Raw genomic sequence first — 15084 nt, forward strand, 5'->3', positions numbered from 1 at the left:
TGCTGGACCGCCCTAGCGTCACGCCGCCATTCTGCCGATGCTGTGGTATTCGATGCCGTGGCGGGCGATGACCTTCGGGTCGTAGAGATTGCGTCCGTCGAAGATGACGGGCGTGGTCAGCGCGTTCTTCAGGGCATCGAAGGACGGTGCGCTGAAGCTCTTCCACTCGGTCACGATCAAGAGCGCGTCGGCGCCTCGCAGCGCGGCCTCCTTGGTGCCGCACAGTTGCAGGTCGTCCCGCAGCCCGTAGATCGCCTGGCATTCCTGCATCGCCTCCGGATCATAGGCCTGGACATTGGCACCGGCGGCCCAGAGCGCTTCCATCAGCGTGCGGGCCGGGGCCTCGCGCATGTCGTCGGTATTGGGTTTGAAGGCCAAGCCCCACAGAGCAAATGTCTTGCCCTTGAGATTGCCCTTGAAATAGCGGTCCACCTTCTCGAACAGGACCGACTTCTGCTGGTTGTTGCGCTCCTCGACGGCACGCAGCAGCTTGGCGTCGAACTTGACGGCCTCGGCGGTCTTGATCAGGGCACGCACATCCTTCGGGAAGCACGAGCCGCCATACCCGAGGCCCGGATAGATGAAGTGGTAGCCGATCCGCGGGTCGCTGCCGATGCCCTTGCGGACCTCCTCGATGTCGGCGCCCAGTTGCTCGGCCAGGTTGGCCATTTCATTCATGAAGCTGATCTTGGTCGCCAGCATGCAATTGGCCGCGTATTTGGTGAACTCGGCACTGCGCACATCCATCACGATCATCTTTTCGTGGTTGCGGTTGAACGGCGCGTAGAGCTCGCGCATCACCGCCTCGGTCTCCTCGTTGCTGGTGCCGACGATGATGCGGTCGGGCTTCATGCAGTCGCTCACAGCGGACCCTTCCTTGAGGAATTCCGGATTGGAGGCGACGTCGAAAGCCAGATCCTCGCGCCCGCGCGCCTTCAGCGTTGCGGCGATCCTGGCCTTTATCCTTTCGCAGGTGCCGACGGGCACGGTCGACTTGCCGACGACGATCTTGGGCTCCTCCATCTCACGACCGATGGCCTCGGCGACGGCCAGCACATATTTGAGGTCGGCCGAACCATCCTCGCCCGGCGGCGTGCCGACGGCGATCATCTGGATCTGGCCATGCCTGATCGCCGCGGCGGCGTCGGTGGTGAACTTGATGCGGCCGGCGGCATGGTTCTCCTTGACCATGTTTTCGAGCCCCGGCTCGAAGATCGGGACATGACCCTGGTTGAGCCGCTCGACCTTTTTTGCATCGATGTCGACACAGACCACCTGATGGCCGACTTCGGCAAGCACCGCTGCCTGTACAAGACCGACATAGCCGATTCCAAAGACAGTCAAATTCATTCGGTTTCATTCCTGTTCAAGGCTTCGGGCCTGTTCGAGCTTCGGGCTTCGGACCATCTTCGGCCCGGCCGGTTCAGATGCGCTTCTAGTTTGTGTTGCATGCCAGCGATTCCGGGAATTGGCAGGGCTGGCCAAGTGCGGTGAATGCAACGCGATCCACCTGCATGGTGAGCTTGCGGCCCGGATCCGAGAACGGCCCCATCCAGCCCTTCATCGTATCGCTGCCCCACAGGCTGAAATAGATTCTTTGCGAATGGGTGGGCAGCTTCGCCGGATCGGTGATCTCGTGGACAAGCTTGCCGTTGACGTACCAGCGCAGCCGGTCCTTTTCCCAGACAAAGGCGTAGTCGTTGAAGGCCTTGTCGGTGCCGCCGGCGACGTCGACCAGTTTCTCGTTCTTGCCTTTGCCGGCTATGTAGGCGTTGACCTGAACCTTGGACGTGTCCTTAGTCAGCACCTCGAAGTCGATTTCATCATGGGGCTGCTTGTCGGCATCGCCGACGAAGCTGAAGAATGCCGCGTTGACGCCGGAGCCCGTGTCGGTCTTCATCCGCGCCTCGTAAGTGCCGTAGCCGAAGCGCTGCTTGGTCTGGATCTCGGCGCAGGCGAATTCGCGATCCTTCAGCTTGCGCTTCTCGAAACCGAGCGTCAGCATGCCGTCGGAAAGCCCGATCAGGCTTTTGGACCAGGTGCAGTTCTGATGCTTGCCGTTCGTCCAGCCGTCGGAAATGTACCAGCGCGCGCGACTGAGGCTGGTGAAATCATCGACAAAGGACGGCGCGGTTGGGAGATCCTGGGCGCGGACGGGCACCAGGCCCGCAACCAGGCTGACGAGAACGACCAGCAGAAACGCGCCGTCTGGACGGAGCCGCCGCAGCTTGCCTGGGATCGGGCGCGCGAACGGGGTGCCGCGGGTTGCCGGGGCGGACGTGCTTTTAGGATCTGCATTCATATCAAACTCACCTTGTGCTGTGCGCCCCCAAAGCGATCGTCGAACCGTGACGAAACAACCTGATCTTGATCTCTGTCGCTCCCAAGCTCCGTGTTGTGCCTAAAACCATTACGCCGACCCGGGGTGTTCGCTCAGCCCGTACCGGAATCGGCAGGCTTCACAAAATCGCTCCTTATGTCGGGGTCGTTCTGCCGATTCCGCTCGAAGATTTCATCCAGCGAATGACGGAGATCCTTCATCATCTGCATCTGGCGCGACAACGCTGCGATGCGCCGCTCGCAATTCAGGATCGACCTGGTCAGTTCGCCGACTTCTGAAGACCTGCGAGAGGAGACCGCTCCGTTCTCCATGGCCTCGACCAGAAAGGCGGCATTGGTGGCCGTTGTCCTGTAGCGGTTCTCAAGTCCGCTCTTCTCCGCCTCGACTTCGGCCGCGATCTGGTCCAGCAGCCTTGCCAACCGATCGAGGCGCGAGGTGTCGGTCTGCGTGTCGCGCGCCGGATCTCTCGATCGGAAGCGAAAGATCGAGGCCATGCAGTCAGCGCCCCATCATCGTCGAGCTGGTGACCGGCCTTGGCGCCCGTCCACATTCGAAAGACATTTCTTGCATCGTCCAGCTCCTTCGACAGGGGATGTCTCGGGCCCGTTCGGTTGGCCATCCAAAATTGCTGCACCGCAACATAGATTGCCATTCCCTGCGCGCATAGGCAACCACCTAGATCGTAAACTCATGAATCTCGTTGAAATGGTGCGAGCCGACCGAAGGGTAAGGGCGTGGCTACCGCCATCGCACGTTGACGGGCCTAGCTTTCGCTGGCCGTGCTGGTTCCGGCCATGAGGAAGCGCAGCGGCGGTACATGCTGACGCTTCGCGGCGAGGCCCGCGCGGCGAAACAGCGCATCCAGCTTGTCGGAGGCGACGCCGCGGACGACGGCCGTGAGGTTGGACGAGCCGGCCAAGGCGTAGGCCGCGGCCGGCGCCAGCCCGCGCTCAGCCTTGACGTCTAAAAACTTCCGCAACCGGTATTTGTCGCGGATGTGCCGCTCGTGCCTTCTCAGCGCAGCCTTCGATGCCTCCGGCAAACTGTCGATCGCCAGCAGTGCCAGGTCGGCATCGGCCAGATGCTTGAGGTCCTGGGTCTTGTGCCGTCCGCTCAGCGAATCGGCGCGCACGATCGCGCCGTAGCCACAGGATTTGATGACCTTGAAGCGCGCACCATGGGCAACCGCGCGCGCATAGAGTTCATAGTCTTCACCCAGGCGCAGCTTCTCGTCGTAGCGCAGCCCATACCGATCGAGGAAGGCGCGGCTGATCACTGGCTTGAGGAAGCCCAGTTCCCCTCGTTGCACACGGCGCCTGGAGATGTTGGCGTCGATGAAACCCTCGAAATCGAGGAATTCCGGTTCGGGCGAGAACGGTGGAGCGACGATTTTCGAAACATCGGTTGCCGCGTCGTCCCTGACAAGCATGATGTTGTCTGCAGCGAAATCCCAATCGGTGCTGGCGAACAGTCTGTGAAACCTGCCTTCGAAAAAGAAATCATCAGCGTCCAGAATGCTGATGAACGGCGACCTGGAACCGGCTATCGCGGCGTTGCGTGCAAAGGATGGGCCGCGATTGACGTCGAAGCGGATGACGGAAAGGCGGCCCGTGCCGTCGCCGGCCGCGTGGGCGACTTTCGCGGTATCGTCGGTGGACGCGTCGTCGACGACGACAACTTCCGCAACCTCAGGCTCGCGTAATGCCGATGCAATGGCAGCCGGGATTGTCCGCGCCGCATTGCGGGCGGCGATGATCACGCAGACCTGGGATGATGTCATGGACATGCCTCTCGATTGCAGAAGTCGTTGCGGATTTCCTCGCCTCGTCCGCTCAATGCCCCATCGCCCATCTGAAATGCATCGGCCCAAATGCCTATGCTGCAATTGCGAAGCAAGCATCGCCAAAATCATCGACGCCGTCCAGTTTTTCATTTTGCTGGGTGTCATGGCCCGGTTGGGCAGGCGGCGAGCCTCAATCGGGATGGCTCCAGAAATGCGCCGCTTGGCAGAGCCGTTCCTACACGCTCCATCAGTGCGCTCGACTGGCAGAAAACCAGTTGCTGATCCTCGCCGACCGGACGGCGGTGGGGCGGAGCGAGAGCGTCGAGGCCCGCAGTGTCAAGGAATTGAAAGAACAGGGATGCCTACCGCCGGTGTTGTTGAAGGCGAGCAATTCGTCAGAGGACCGGCGGGCTTGACCCACAGGTCACAGGGACATCGCAGACCACGGCCAGGCCCGAAATCAGTGAAGGCCTCTCCTGGCGCTGAGTTTCTCGCCCTCGGCCGCTTCGTTCGAACTCAGCTTTCGTTCTGTGTCGCGAATTTTGTCGGCCGGGGTCGGGGCATTTCTGGCGACCATGGCAAAGACCAGCAGAAAATAACCGAGTTGGATGACTATGGCACAGCCGATGACGCGAAAAAGCGTCGTACCGAGCGAGGCGCCGCCCAAATAGGACCAGACGATCACGATCGCCAGCGCAAAACACATTCCGATAATGAACTTTGGCAGTGACATACCCGATAGCCCATCAACCGGCTCGGGAAAAAATGTCGACAAGCCCACCCCGAGCACCTCCCTTAAACTCTGCGAGCTTATTTAGGTTGCCCGCTTCTGGCCGGTTGCTTCCGGCCTAGCCCAATCTGTCCATAGTCCGACAGAAACAATTTGCAACTCTATTGAGCCGCGCAATAGGCGGCAAGGGCAGCTGCGGAATAATTTTAAACGAATCCTCGGGATCGACTCTGCCATGGTGCAATGCACACGTCGGCATCACCACTGATTGCCGGATATCGACTCGCTCTAGTAAGAGTTATAATATCGACTAGTATTTTATCATGAGATCAGTCGATATTTTGAAATTCTAAATGACGGCAAAGCTCCGTAGCAGCGTATAAAGAGCGAATCGCCTAAAATCAGCCCCAAAATTGGACTAGCTTTTCCAAAATTGCCCATAATCTGTCTCTTTTGCGACATAAAGGCGAAATTTTGTGCAGGACGAGTTTATTATTTAGTCAGTTCATGACGCGACTATTACAGCCGGCTGGGAAATTGTGTGTTGCGCTGCAACATTTTTTTGGTATCGTGCGCCAAACCATCCGTTCAACGTATGGAGTTTACGCATGAGGGACGTAGCCAAGCCGGCCGATGCGGATTTTTCGCAGGCCGGCCTCGATTTTCCGCCACCGATCGGCGGCCTGCTCAAACGCAGCTTCGATATTGCCGGTTCGCTGATCGGCCTGGTCGCTCTCAGCCCGCTGTTCGTGATGATAGCGCTGCTTGTCAGGTTTTCCGATGGCGGGCCGATTTTCTATGGTCACAGCCGAATCGGCCGCGGAGGACGGATTTTTCCGTGCCTCAAGTTCCGCACCATGGTTCCAGACGGCGAGCGGGTGCTTGCTGCCTATCTCGCCGCGAATCCGGAGGCCAACGCCGAATGGATGGCGACCCGCAAGTTGAAGAACGACCCGCGGATCACGCGCGTCGGAGCGGTGCTGAGGAAGCTCAGCCTCGATGAGTTGCCGCAGATCATCAACATCCTGCAGGGCGATATGAGCCTGGTCGGGCCTCGTCCCGTGGTGCGCGATGAGCTGGAGATCTATGGCAATTCGGCCGTCTATTACCTGAAATCGCGCCCCGGCCTGACCGGGCTCTGGCAGGTCAGCGGACGCAACGATGTTTCCTACGACAGCCGCGTCGCGTTCGACAGGCACTATGTCGAGAACTGGTCGATGTTCGAAGACATTCGCATCATCATCAAGACCGTACCTGCGGTCTGGATGTCGCGAGGCTGCTACTGACGGCCGCTTGCTGGCCGTGCATCGAGGAGCGACTGTCCAGAATTCGGGCCCGGAACTCAGGCCCCTGACTCAGGCATCGGCAGCTCATCGGGCGGGGCAAACCAGATCGGAAACGCTCAGTTGAAAGCAGATATAATCGATATCTTTTGCACCGGCATTCTCTCCAGACGCATGCGGCGAGTACGGCTTTTGACGACTTGCCTCACAATGGCGACCGGCCTGACGCTGTCGCTAGCGCTGCCACAGTTTGCCTTCGCCGACGACTATCGGCTAGGAGCACAGGACAAGCTGACCATCCGCGTGGCGGAATGGCAGACCGTCGAAGGCACGTTCCGTGACTGGTCGGCCATCAATGGAGAATACACAGTCGGCCCCGCTGGAACCTTGTCGGTTCCCTTCGTCGGCGAGATGCCCGCATCCGGCAAGACGACTTCGGAGATCGCGGCATCGCTCGGCGAGGCGCTGCAGCGCAAGCTCGCTCTGGCCGACAAGCCGGAGGCTTCCGTCGAAATGGCGCAGTACCGGCCATTCTACATCTCTGGCGAGGTGCAATCGCCCGGCCAGTACCCTTGTGTGCCTGGGTTGTCCGTGCTGAAAGCGATGAGCATTGCCGGCGGAGCCCGGCGGAACCCGGAGAGCGGGCAGCGCTTCGACCGCGACCTGATCAATGCCAAGGGCAATTTCGACGTACTACAAGACCAATTGGTCAGGCTGACCGTCAAGCGCGCCCGCGTCGAAGCGGAACTGGCGGACAAGCCGACATTCGCGGTGCCGAAAGAGGTGGCCGACGATCCGAAGCTGCCCAGCATTGTTGCCGATGAAACGGCGATCCTGGCGGCCGACCAGAAGAAACTCAAGCTGCGCTTGCAGGCGCTCGACGATTTGAAGGCGCTGCTGCAGAGCGAGATCGATTCGCTGCAGAAAAAGATCGTCAACCAGCAGAAGCAGGTCGATCTGGCGAAGGAGCAGCTCAACGGCATCGGGTCGCTGGCGCAAAAGGGCCTGGTCGTCAACACGCGGGTTTTGAACTCGCAACAAACCATCGCCGACCTTGAAGGCCAGATCCTGGATTACGAAACGGCAATTCTCACGGCCAAGCAGTCGATCAGCAAGGCCACCCAGGACGCCATCGATCTCGAGAACACCCAGAACTCCAGCCTCGCGACCGACCGGCAACAGACGGAAGCCGATCTCAACGAGGTGACGCTGAAGCTGAATATGGAAAAAGCCTTGATGTCCGAAGCCTTGTCGGGCAGCCCCATGCCGCAATTCTACGGCAACAACGAACCAGCGGCCTTGTCATTTTCCCTGGTGCGGGTGGTCGACGGCAAGACCAGCGAAATCACCGCCGATGAAGACACACCGGTGCTGCCAGGGGACGTGATCAAGGTCAAACCGGCGCCCTTGGCCATCCAGTAGCTTCTTTCCACCGGAGCGAAGCACCAACCCCGCAGGCAGCGGTCTGCGGGGTTTTTGCGTTTGGTATCTTATAGATCAGAAAACAAGGCGGCCTTCGGGCAGGAACCGCCTGGATCCGCCCGCTCTAGCCTCGCACGGCGTCCGGTTCCTTTAGGTGGTTCACGGCGCTCCACCGGGAAGGAGCGACGGCCGGCACCCTCACCAGCTTGAAGTAGCTGTAGTACAGCAGAAACGATCCCATGATGTAGGGGTTAAGGGTCTCGACCTCGACGAAGGAGCGGATGAACAGAAGCACCATGACGCCGGCAAGAATCACGGAGTCGGCTTGCCATGTCCTGAATATCAGCGCCGAGACGTGACCCCAGAGCGTGCGCAGGATGATCAGCGAAAGCAGTGTCGCGCCGACGAAGCCGAGTTCCACCAAGGTCTCGATGTAGGTGTTGTGGAAGTGGAAGCCGCTTCGGGCGGCGATGTAGAATTCGTTCCACAGCCGCTCGGCCTCGGAGAAGCCCTGCACCCAATAGGCCGCGTAGCCGACGCCGAGGATGGGCGATTGCTGCGCGGCATTCCAGCCCTGTTGCCAGAGGTAGGTTCGTCCGGTGAGCGTCGAATCCTTGCCGAAAAGGCCAAGGACAAAGTCCATCAGTCCGAGATTCAGCGCAATCACGGTGCAGGCGACCAGCCCGCCCGCACCGATCATGAAAATCACCCGGCGATGTCGGAGCGAAAGCAGCTTGCCGATGGAAAGCAGGGCGACCAGAGCGAGAACCGCCGGGGTCGATGCCATCGAAGTGGCCGAATGCGACACGACCAGCAGATAGCCCGATAGAAGGACAATCGGTACGATCAGCAAAAAGCTTATCCGGCCGCGCCTGAGAAAGGCGAGGTAGACAACGCAGAAATAGATGCCAAGCGATGCGACAAAGCCGATCTGGTTCTTGGAGCTGAACGCGCCGACGAAATTATACGTCCCATCGAGAACGTCGTAGGAATAGCTCGCGACCTTGAGCGAGTAGAGCAGGACGACGAAAATCCCGATCAGGGCGCCTATGGTCAAGGTCCGGACGCTGACGGTGCGCGCGGCAATATAGGCGCAGGCGATATGGGAGCAATATTGGACGGCCGTCCTTGCCGTGGTGCCGGGAGCCGCCGACCAGAACACCGAGAAGCAGACATAGGTTGCAAAGGCCAGCGGAAGCCAGGCGCTGGAAGCGTGCCTTAATATCTTCCGATAGTCGACCAGGATGAGCGGCAGCCAGACCGCATAGTAGGCCAGGATCATGGCCTGGCCGAAAATGGTCGAGTAGGAGAACGCCCAGATCGAGACGGCAACGGCAAAGCTGCCATAGACCGCGTTCTTGTCCGGATCAATCAACAGAGATTTTGGAATCTTCATCTCGGTAGCGGTTTTCCGTCCTTGCAGCTCAATGCCGATTTCATGGACCGCTCATGGGCCGATTCGTCGGATCGATGGGAGCCTCGCCTGCAGGCGCTCGCATTGTGCAGTGCAATATAACCCATCCGGCGCCGCCTGTCACCCGGATGCCAGCCGGCCAAGTCGTTCCAGCCGTTCTCCGCAATACCGGACGAGACGATTTTGGCCAGGAGGCGGTGCCGTCCAATTGCCTGGTGCTGGCCCATCACAAGCTGTTCTGAGGCTGCAAGTCCGCGCTTGAACTTGTCGGCCGTTGACTTCACATTCGCCGCCGATTGGGAGGAATACGACATGTCGATGAGTTTCGCGGGACGATTTGCCGGACGATCTGCTGTTATCACCGGCGGCGCCTCAGGCATCGGCCTGGCCGTCGCGCAAAGGATCACTGACGAAGGTGGGCGTGTTTCGGTCTGGGATCGCGATGCGGCCCAGATCGAGCAGGCCAAGGCCATTGTTCCAGGCCTGCACAGCGTCACCCTAGACGTCGCCGACCCCATAGCGGTCGAAGCCGCCGCCGGAGAGACGATCGAAGCGCTTGGCGCAGTCGATGTCCTTGTCACCAGCGCTGCCATCACCGGACCGAACATGACGACCTGGGAGTATTCCGTAGAGGATTGGCGCCGGGTCATCGACATCAACATCAACGGCGTCTTCTTCTGCAACAAAGCGCTGGTCCCGCATATGCTCGAACGCAATTACGGCAGGATCGTCAACATCGCCTCGATTGCCGGCAAGGAAGGTAACCCGAACGCCTCGGCCTACAGCACCTCCAAGGCGGCGGTGATCGGCATGACCAAATCGCTCGGCAAGGAACTGGCCAAGACCAGGGTGACGGTGAACTGCGTCACGCCGGCGGCCGTGCGCACCGCGATCTTCCAACAGATGAGCCAGCAGCACATCGACTTCATGCTGTCCAAAATACCGATGGCGCGTTTTGGCGAGGTCGAGGAGGTGGCGGCGCTGATTTGCTGGATCGCGTCCGAGGAATGCTCGTTCACGACGGCTGCCGTCTTCGATGTCTCCGGCGGCCGGGCGACCTACTGAGGCCGGCCCGACGCAAACCGCCCGACCGGATCGCGGCGCCTTAGTCGTGAAGCTCTCGCGAGATCGGCGGGCCGATCGAAAAATCGCTGAATGTCACCTCGAAGCCCTCGCGCTGCGGCGAACAGCACATCATGCCGACATCCACCGTTTTCGACGGCGGGAAATAGGCAAGCCGCACCGGTTTCCAGCGCTTGTCAGACGCGTCCAGATACTGGACGCGGATCGTCTCGGCATGGCGGGTCAGGCGGATCCTGACCCCGTCGGGGCCGGCGGGAATGCTGGCCAGCGACCAGTCGGAGGCATCGTTGGTGACGACGACGGAAAAATACATCAGCGCGTCGGTGTATTCGATGCCGGCCTTGATCCAGTGCGTCTCGCTCAGGCGGACCATAAGGCCGGCTTGGTCGTAAAGCACCTCATACTGCCCCTTGACCGTGACTTCGGCGCTGAAATCGCCCTCGACCTCACGATAGAGGAAATGGCCATTGTCACGCCGGAAGCCGTAGAACGTCTCTCGCCAGAAGTCGGTCTCCTTGCCGGTCCGCACATGCACCGTATTGTTGCCGAAGGCATGGTGCGGCGGCGGATTGAGCCAGGTCAGGTCGGTATTCTCAGATGTCATCGATTTGCTCGCCTGCCTGGCTGGTCTGCCGCCGTTTCTTTACCCGGCAAACGTGTAAGCGGTCTTCACCGTGGTGTAGAACTCTGCGGCATAGCGGCCCTGCTCGCGCGGGCCGTAGCTCGATCCCTTGCGCCCGCCGAAAGGCACGTGGAAGTCGACGCCAGCCGTCGGCAGGTTGACCATGACCATGCCGGCTTCCGAATTGCGCTTGAAGTGCGTGGCATGCTTGAGGCTCGAGGTGCAGATGCCGGAGGTCAGGCCGAACGGTGTGTCGTTGGCCACCGTCAGCGCCTCATCATAATCCTTGACGCGGATGACGTTGGCGACCGGTCCGAAAATCTCCTCGCGCGAGATGCGCATGGCGTTGGTGGTTTCGGTGAACAGCGCAGGCTGCAGATAGAAGCCGCGGGTTTCGCGATCGAGCCGCTCACCGCCGAAAGCGAGATCGGCACCTTCCTGACGTCCGATGGCGATATAGTCCTCGTCCTGTTTGAGCTGGCTCTGGTCGACCACCGGCCCGATCTGGGTCTTGGCATCGAGAGCATCGCCGACGACCAGCTTGGCCATGCGGTCCTTGAGCGCCTCGACAAAGCGGTCACGGATGCCGTCCGTCACCACCAGGCGAGACGAGGCCGTGCAGCGCTGGCCGGTCGAGAAGTAGGCACCGTTGATGGCGCAGTCGACGGCGACGGCAAGGTCGGCATCGTCGAGCACGACAAGCGGGTTCTTGCCGCCCATTTCGAGCTGGAACTTGCGCATGTGCTCGACGCTGGCGGCGGCGACGCGCTTGCCGGTGCCGACCGAGCCGGTGAAGGTGATGGCGTTGAGGTCGGGGCTGTCGAGCATGGCCTGGCCGACCACCGAACCCTTGCCCATCACCAGGTTGAGCACGCCCTTGGGCAGCCCGGCGCGGTGCAGGATGTCGACAATGGTCCAGGCGCTCTCCGGAACGAGTTCCGCCGGCTTGAAGACAATCGTGTTGCCGTAAGCCAGCGCCGGCGCGATTTTCCAGGCCGGAATGGCGATCGGGAAATTCCACGGCGTGATGATGCCGACGACGCCGACCGCCTCGCGGGTGATCTCGACGCCGACGCCGGGCCGCACGCTCGGCACCAACTCGCCCGACAGACGCAGCGTCTCGCCGGCGAAGAAGTCGAATATCTGGGCAGCCCGCACAGTCTCGCCGATACCCTCGACCAGCGTCTTGCCTTCCTCGCGCGCCAACGCCCGGCCGATTTCATCTTTCCGCGCGGTGATCTCGTCCGACGCCTTCCTCAGCACCGCATGGCGCGCCAGCAGGCCCGATCGGGACCATGCCGGAAATGCCGCTTTCGCCGCCGCGATGGCCTGCCGGGCATGCTCGGCGCCTCCCGATGCATATTCGCCGACCACGTCGTCGAGATTGGACGGGTTGATGTTGCGGGAGCCGGCATCGCCTACCCACTCGCCATCGATGAGGTTCTTTCGAAACGGGATCATGTCGCTGTCTTCCTTGTCGTCCTTCGATCGCCGTCTATCTGGACCACCGACCGCCACACCGCAAGGCCGAAGGCGGCAAACTTCTCCTGCTCGGCCGGCATGTGATAGGTGTCGGGGCGGGAAAAGACGATTCTAGTGTGGTGCGACGCGGTTCGCACGGGAGGAAAGCATCATGTCCGACAGCGCCTTGCCGCTGGTGATCAGCGTACCCGAACCGCGCACGCTCGACCTGATCTTCACGCCGGCTGCGCTGGCGAAATTTCGATCGAAATACCGCATCGTCGAAACGTCGCCCGAAGGGGTGGCGGCGCTGCCGGCGGGTATCCTTGCCGAGACCCGCTACATCGTCGGCCAGCCACCGATCGCGCCGGAGACGCTGGAAAAAATGAAGGCGCTGCGCTGCATCTTCAATGTTGAGAGCAACCTCATCAACAACATGCCCTACGAGACGCTGTTTTCGCGCGGCATCCATGTCGTCACCACCGGGCTGGTGTTTGCCGAACCGGTGGCCGAGCTCGGCCTCGCCATGGCGCTCAACCTCGCCCGCGGCATCGTCGACGCCGATCTTGCATTTCGTCAGGGCAAGGAGTTGTGGGGCGGCGACGGCAACCAGACGGCGCGGCTTCTTTCCGGTGCGGATGTCGGCATTATCGGCTTCGGCGATCTTGGCCGTGCGCTCAACCGGCTGCTGTCGGGCTTTCGCACGCGGACAAAAGTCTTCGACCCATGGCTGCCGCCGTCGATCCTGATCGAAAACGGCGTCGAGCCGGCCTCTCTCGACGACGTTCTGTCGAACAGCGATTTCGTCTTCGTCGTCGCTTCGGTGACCAGCGAAAACCAGGGTTTCCTCGGTGCCGAGGCATTTGCCAGGATGCGCAAGGGAGCCGCTTTCATCCTGCTCAGCCGAGCCGGCGTGGTAGATTTCCCGGCACTGATGGATGCTGTCCGCAGCGGCCATATCGTCGCCGCCAGCGATGTTTTTCCTGAGGAGCCGCTGGCCCAGGATCACCCGGTCCGCACATTGCCGGGGTTCCTGCGCTCCGCCCACCGGGCTGGCGCGCTCGACATCGCCTTCAAGCGGATGGGCGACATGGTGCTGGAAGACATGGACCTGATCGACCGCGGCCTGCCACCGATGCGTTCGAAGCGGGCCGAGCGTGAGACCGTTTCGCGAATGCGCTCAAAGCCGGTCGACAAGAATTAAGCCGTCCGCCCGACGGTCGCACATACTCAGACGCTGAAGGACCAAAACAGGCAGGCCAGTGTCGCCGCGGCGAAGACGACGAAGAACAGGCTTCTCAACAGGATGTTGCGGCGCAGCTCGTTGATGAAGAGATGGCATCCGACGACGGCTGCGACAAACAGGAGCCGCCAGTTCAGCAGTGTCGAGAGCACATCGCGCTGACCGAAAGCAAATCTCGCGGCGAGACATCCAACGATGACCGCAAACAACACGATGACCGTCCAGAAGATCGCATCGGCGGCATGTGTCAGGACGATGCCAGCGAGCCTGATCGGCAGAACCATCATCAGCAGTGCGCTGAAAAAATACACCGCCGCGAGCGGAATGAACGTCCCTGCATCGGCGACGTCGCTCAGACGCTTGGCGCCGATCGCGCCATAGGGATAGCCATGCCTGGCCACCGCCAGGCTGAGCGCCATCAGCAAGGCCGTCAGCACGGCGGCCAGCGCGAATGAGGTCAGGGCTTTGCTCATAGGGTTCCCGTTCCAAGCGAATCGAAGTCAGAACGTTGGTAGCCCATGGTTTGAAAATTGCTAGTAAGCATCGTGCAGTGGCGCGGCAGGGTTCCTCGGCGCATTCACTCCGCAGCTTGAAGACGTCGCCCGTCAATAATGGTCTTGATCTCGGCGCGGCAAGAGCCGCAATTGGTGCCGGCGTGAAGGGCGGCGCCGATCGCCGCGACGCTGGTGCAGCCGCCGCGCACCGCTTCCGCGATCTGGTTGGCACCGACCCCGAAACAGGCGCAGACGATGGCGCCGCGGTCGACACTCTTGCCGCCCGGCCTGCCGGCGACAATCGCCAGCCGCGCCTGCCGATCGGCATGGTCGGCACCCAGCTGTTCGACCGCCCAGCCGCGCGACACCGCTACCGGGGTAGGCGCAAGATAGAGCGCGCCGACCAGCCGACTGCCCGCGAAACGGGCGAAGCGATGGTGCCCGCCGGCGATGTCGTGATAGGCGAGCGTCTCGCCTTCCATGCCTAACAGGGACGCGGCAAACACGGTCCAGTCGCGGCTGTCCTGCAGCGCAATTTCAAGCCGCCAGCCGGCGGGGCAGCGGGCGAGGCCCCAGTAATCGGCGTCGATGGATGCGGGCCGTTCGGCAAGCACGGCGAAGCCGAAGGCCGTGGCAGCGAACCGCTCGATGCGGGCGGCAACATTCTTCGAGGCCGGCTGGCCTGAAATCGCATCGGTCGTCGGCGCGACCAGTGCATCGACCCGCGAGCGGGCGGAGAACTGATTGGTCCAGTGCATCGGCACGAACACAGAGCCTTGGCGTTGGCGCACTGTCACCAGCGCGCGGACCAGCACCTCGCCATGGGCAGTCGAGACGCGCACGATGTCGGCATCGCCGATACCATAGTGCTGCGCATCCGCCGGGTGGATTTCGACGAACGGTTCGGCCATGTGCTGCGACAAGCGCGGGCTTTTTCCCGTGCGCGTCATGGTGTGCCAATGGTCGCGGACCCGCCCGGTGTTGAGCACCAGCGGGTAGTCCGGGTTGGTGCGGGTTTGTGCGGCTGGGCGGATGGCAATGAAGCGCGCCTTGCCATCGGGCGTGTAGAAATTGCCGTTGGCGAAGAAGCGGGTGCTTTTGTCCTCCGGCAGGCCAGAGGGGGGTGCCTTGGCTCGGCGCTGGCCATTGGAATGGCGCCAACTTCTCATAGGTCCCTGCATCAATCCCGGCATACGCGCCTATAGTAA

At 61.3% G+C, this 15084-nt stretch carries 15 protein-coding genes; 5 read left to right on the forward strand and 10 right to left on the reverse strand.

Annotation, left to right across the window (positions count from 1 at the left end):
• Window positions 1-18 precede the first annotated feature (18 nt).
• The 4 genes from NKI19_RS21655 to NKI19_RS21670 all read right to left on the reverse strand — a co-directional run bounded on the left by NKI19_RS21655 (window position 19) and on the right by NKI19_RS21670 (window position 4127).
• Complete coding sequence (locus NKI19_RS21655; RefSeq protein WP_352487963.1) at window positions 19-1350, reverse strand: UDP-glucose dehydrogenase family protein; 1332 nt, start codon at window positions 1348-1350, stop codon at window positions 19-21.
• A gap of 85 nt (window positions 1351-1435) precedes the next feature.
• A complete protein-coding gene (gene exoK / locus NKI19_RS21660) occupies window positions 1436-2302 on the reverse strand; it encodes an endo-1,3-1,4-beta-glycanase ExoK (protein ID WP_352565228.1) in 867 nt (288 codons plus the stop codon).
• A 131-nt stretch (window positions 2303-2433) separates the two neighbouring features.
• Window positions 2434-2835 carry a hypothetical protein gene (locus NKI19_RS21665; protein ID WP_352487961.1) on the reverse strand — a complete coding sequence of 134 codons (402 nt, stop codon included), beginning with the start codon at window positions 2833-2835 and terminating at the stop codon, window positions 2434-2436.
• Between the two features lie 269 nt (window positions 2836-3104).
• Window positions 3105-4127, reverse strand: coding sequence for a glycosyltransferase family 2 protein (locus tag NKI19_RS21670; protein WP_352487959.1), 1023 nt, complete (start codon window positions 4125-4127; stop codon window positions 3105-3107).
• On the opposite strand from NKI19_RS21670, the gene NKI19_RS21675 reads away from it, so the two are divergent.
• Window positions 4112-4540 carry a hypothetical protein gene (locus tag NKI19_RS21675; RefSeq protein ID WP_352487958.1) on the forward strand — a complete coding sequence of 143 codons (429 nt, stop codon included), beginning with the start codon at window positions 4112-4114 and terminating at the stop codon, window positions 4538-4540. The genes NKI19_RS21670 and NKI19_RS21675 overlap by 16 nt on opposite strands.
• A 44-nt stretch (window positions 4541-4584) precedes the next feature.
• Here NKI19_RS21675 and NKI19_RS21680 read toward each other — a convergent pair whose 3' ends face one another.
• Window positions 4585-4905, reverse strand: coding sequence for an exopolysaccharide production repressor protein (locus NKI19_RS21680; RefSeq protein WP_352487957.1), 321 nt, complete (start codon window positions 4903-4905; stop codon window positions 4585-4587).
• A gap of 557 nt (window positions 4906-5462) precedes the next feature.
• Here NKI19_RS21680 and NKI19_RS21685 point away from each other — a divergent pair.
• Window positions 5463-6140: a sugar transferase gene (locus tag NKI19_RS21685; RefSeq protein WP_352487956.1), complete on the forward strand. Its 678-nt coding sequence runs from the start codon at window positions 5463-5465 to the stop codon at window positions 6138-6140.
• A gap of 207 nt (window positions 6141-6347) precedes the next feature.
• A complete protein-coding gene (locus tag NKI19_RS21690) occupies window positions 6348-7559 on the forward strand; it encodes a polysaccharide biosynthesis/export family protein (RefSeq protein ID WP_292659420.1) in 1212 nt (403 codons plus the stop codon).
• Window positions 7560-7683: 124 nt separating this feature from the next.
• Here NKI19_RS21690 and NKI19_RS21695 read toward each other — a convergent pair whose 3' ends face one another.
• Window positions 7684-8955 (reverse strand): O-antigen ligase family protein, encoded by a 1272-nt coding sequence (locus NKI19_RS21695; protein WP_352487955.1) that lies wholly within the window; start codon window positions 8953-8955, stop codon window positions 7684-7686.
• 330 nt (window positions 8956-9285) lie between these two features.
• On the opposite strand from NKI19_RS21695, the gene NKI19_RS21700 reads away from it, so the two are divergent.
• On the forward strand, window positions 9286-10038 hold the full coding sequence (locus NKI19_RS21700; protein ID WP_352487954.1) for an SDR family NAD(P)-dependent oxidoreductase: 753 nt from the start codon (window positions 9286-9288) through the stop codon (window positions 10036-10038).
• A gap of 40 nt (window positions 10039-10078) precedes the next feature.
• Here the strand turns inward: NKI19_RS21700 and NKI19_RS21705 are convergent, their stop codons facing one another.
• Both NKI19_RS21705 and NKI19_RS21710 read right to left on the reverse strand, forming a co-directional pair.
• Entirely contained in the window at window positions 10079-10660 is a 582-nt protein-coding gene (locus NKI19_RS21705) for a DUF1349 domain-containing protein (protein WP_352487952.1), read from the reverse strand.
• Window positions 10661-10699: 39 nt separating this feature from the next.
• Window positions 10700-12136: an aldehyde dehydrogenase family protein gene (locus NKI19_RS21710; protein ID WP_352488555.1), complete on the reverse strand. Its 1437-nt coding sequence runs from the start codon at window positions 12134-12136 to the stop codon at window positions 10700-10702.
• A 175-nt stretch (window positions 12137-12311) separates the two neighbouring features.
• On the opposite strand from NKI19_RS21710, the gene NKI19_RS21715 reads away from it, so the two are divergent.
• Complete coding sequence (locus NKI19_RS21715; RefSeq protein WP_352487950.1) at window positions 12312-13343, forward strand: hydroxyacid dehydrogenase; 1032 nt, start codon at window positions 12312-12314, stop codon at window positions 13341-13343.
• A gap of 26 nt (window positions 13344-13369) precedes the next feature.
• Here the strand turns inward: NKI19_RS21715 and NKI19_RS21720 are convergent, their stop codons facing one another.
• Together NKI19_RS21720 and NKI19_RS21725 are read right to left on the reverse strand one after the other, a co-directional pair.
• Window positions 13370-13855, reverse strand: a complete 486-nt coding sequence (locus NKI19_RS21720; protein WP_352487949.1) for a hypothetical protein — start codon at window positions 13853-13855, stop codon at window positions 13370-13372.
• A gap of 104 nt (window positions 13856-13959) precedes the next feature.
• Window positions 13960-15045 carry a molybdopterin dinucleotide binding domain-containing protein gene (locus tag NKI19_RS21725; RefSeq protein ID WP_352951237.1) on the reverse strand — a complete coding sequence of 362 codons (1086 nt, stop codon included), beginning with the start codon at window positions 15043-15045 and terminating at the stop codon, window positions 13960-13962.
• Window positions 15046-15084: the final 39 nt, after the last annotated feature.

The organism is Mesorhizobium sp. M0751 (assembly GCF_040320265.1).
Taxonomy (GTDB): Bacteria; Pseudomonadota; Alphaproteobacteria; order Rhizobiales; family Rhizobiaceae; genus Mesorhizobium.

What these genes read in the sequence shown, in the direction of transcription:
- NKI19_RS21685 (WP_352487956.1), top strand. Translation starts at nt 5,463, where the DNA reads ATGAGGGACGTAGCCAAGCCGGCCGATGCGGATTTTTCGCAGGCCGGC.
- NKI19_RS21690 (WP_292659420.1), top strand. Translation starts at nt 6,348, where the DNA reads ATGGCGACCGGCCTGACGCTGTCGCTAGCGCTGCCACAGTTTGCCTTC.
- NKI19_RS21675 (WP_352487958.1), top strand. Translation starts at nt 4,112, where the DNA reads ATGATGTCATGGACATGCCTCTCGATTGCAGAAGTCGTTGCGGATTTC.
- NKI19_RS21715 (WP_352487950.1), top strand. Translation starts at nt 12,312, where the DNA reads ATGTCCGACAGCGCCTTGCCGCTGGTGATCAGCGTACCCGAACCGCGC.
- NKI19_RS21725 (WP_352951237.1), bottom strand. Translation starts at nt 15,045, where the DNA reads ATGAGAAGTTGGCGCCATTCCAATGGCCAGCGCCGAGCCAAGGCACCC.
- exoK (WP_352565228.1), bottom strand. Translation starts at nt 2,302, where the DNA reads ATGAATGCAGATCCTAAAAGCACGTCCGCCCCGGCAACCCGCGGCACC.
- NKI19_RS21720 (WP_352487949.1), bottom strand. Translation starts at nt 13,855, where the DNA reads ATGAGCAAAGCCCTGACCTCATTCGCGCTGGCCGCCGTGCTGACGGCC.
- NKI19_RS21655 (WP_352487963.1), bottom strand. Translation starts at nt 1,350, where the DNA reads ATGAATTTGACTGTCTTTGGAATCGGCTATGTCGGTCTTGTACAGGCA.
- NKI19_RS21700 (WP_352487954.1), top strand. Translation starts at nt 9,286, where the DNA reads ATGTCGATGAGTTTCGCGGGACGATTTGCCGGACGATCTGCTGTTATC.
- NKI19_RS21695 (WP_352487955.1), bottom strand. Translation starts at nt 8,955, where the DNA reads ATGAAGATTCCAAAATCTCTGTTGATTGATCCGGACAAGAACGCGGTC.
- NKI19_RS21670 (WP_352487959.1), bottom strand. Translation starts at nt 4,127, where the DNA reads ATGTCCATGACATCATCCCAGGTCTGCGTGATCATCGCCGCCCGCAAT.
- NKI19_RS21705 (WP_352487952.1), bottom strand. Translation starts at nt 10,660, where the DNA reads ATGACATCTGAGAATACCGACCTGACCTGGCTCAATCCGCCGCCGCAC.
- NKI19_RS21665 (WP_352487961.1), bottom strand. Translation starts at nt 2,835, where the DNA reads ATGGCCTCGATCTTTCGCTTCCGATCGAGAGATCCGGCGCGCGACACG.